The following is a 1,091-nucleotide window of genomic DNA, read 5'->3' as shown; positions in this document are numbered from 1 at the left end:
AAAAGAACGAATTTTTATCCAATATTTTTGTAAATAAATGCGTAATGATAATTATTTTCGGTAAATGTTCCGGTAGAAAAAATTAGAAAATTATCGCGCTAAAAAAACGAATTTATAGAGGTTCCCATCTGTTTTTCCTTTTTCATAAAGCTCAAATCCTTCTGGCCTGAGAGAGAATGATAGAAAATGTTGGCTTGATATGGGGGTTTTGATGAAATAGTGGAATGTGCCTTGTTCGAAGAAGGCGGATTTGGAAACCCAAATTCTTTCGTTGATCGTAAATTTTTTTAAATGGTATCTATCTAAGCTTTTTTCATTTTCTAGTTTTCTTTTTGCGAGTGCATCGAGAACTAATAAAAAATTTTCGTCGTTGGTATCAAGATTTGATAGTGATTCGCTTTTAATCTTATAGATTGCTGGTTTGAGTGAGCAAATTCCTACTTCAGCAGTCGATTTTTCGTCCATGGGAGCAAACACTCTCCAAAAAACGGAGGGTAAAGAAAAAAATCTGTAATCAAAGTGTGTTTTTAATGCTGGAATTCTATTTTCGGAGTAAAGGCTGGTATTGCTGAGGTTAATTCTGGGGGTGTCAATGGTTTTATAGGATTGTATGGAGCAAGGCTCGCCACTATAACATAAAGTTATGCCTGATAAATCGAAAATATGCAGAGGAGACTGCCTGAAGTCATGCCAGTACATATCTTTGGCGTTGTAGGTAAATGAATCTGTCATTATTATTACCATTTAGAATTGGCTTCAATTCCTTTTGCAAGGCTCAGAAAGGTCTTGCTGTTTCGTTCCGTTGCGTTGGACATTTATTAATGTACTCCTTAGTAATAAACTGATTGAACTTGGGCTTGTCTATATTAAACATTACACTTCCTTGCTAAACAGAATATAAAAATAGCAAAAATAATGACTCAATACTCTATGAAAAAGAGGGTGATTTCTAAACAGTAATTAAGGGAACCTCTATAAATTCGTTTTTTTAGCGCGATAATTTTCTAATTTTTTCTACCGGAACATTTACCGAAAATAATTATCATTACGCATTTATTTACAAAAATATTGGATAAAAATTCGTTCTTTTG

1 protein-coding gene is annotated in these 1,091 nt (G+C 33.3%); it reads right to left on the bottom strand.

The features are described 5' to 3' along the window. Window positions 1-90 precede the first annotated feature (90 nt). Complete coding sequence (locus tag LU351_RS20490) at window positions 91-732, bottom strand: hypothetical protein (RefSeq protein ID WP_232595944.1); 642 nt, start codon at window positions 730-732, stop codon at window positions 91-93. Between the last annotated feature and the right edge of the window lie 359 nt (window positions 733-1,091).

Origin of the sequence: Marinibactrum halimedae (assembly GCF_021234875.1) — a bacterium.
Taxonomy (GTDB): Bacteria; Pseudomonadota; Gammaproteobacteria; order Pseudomonadales; family Cellvibrionaceae; genus Marinibactrum; species Marinibactrum halimedae.
This window is presented reverse-complemented; position numbering and strand designations above follow the sequence as displayed.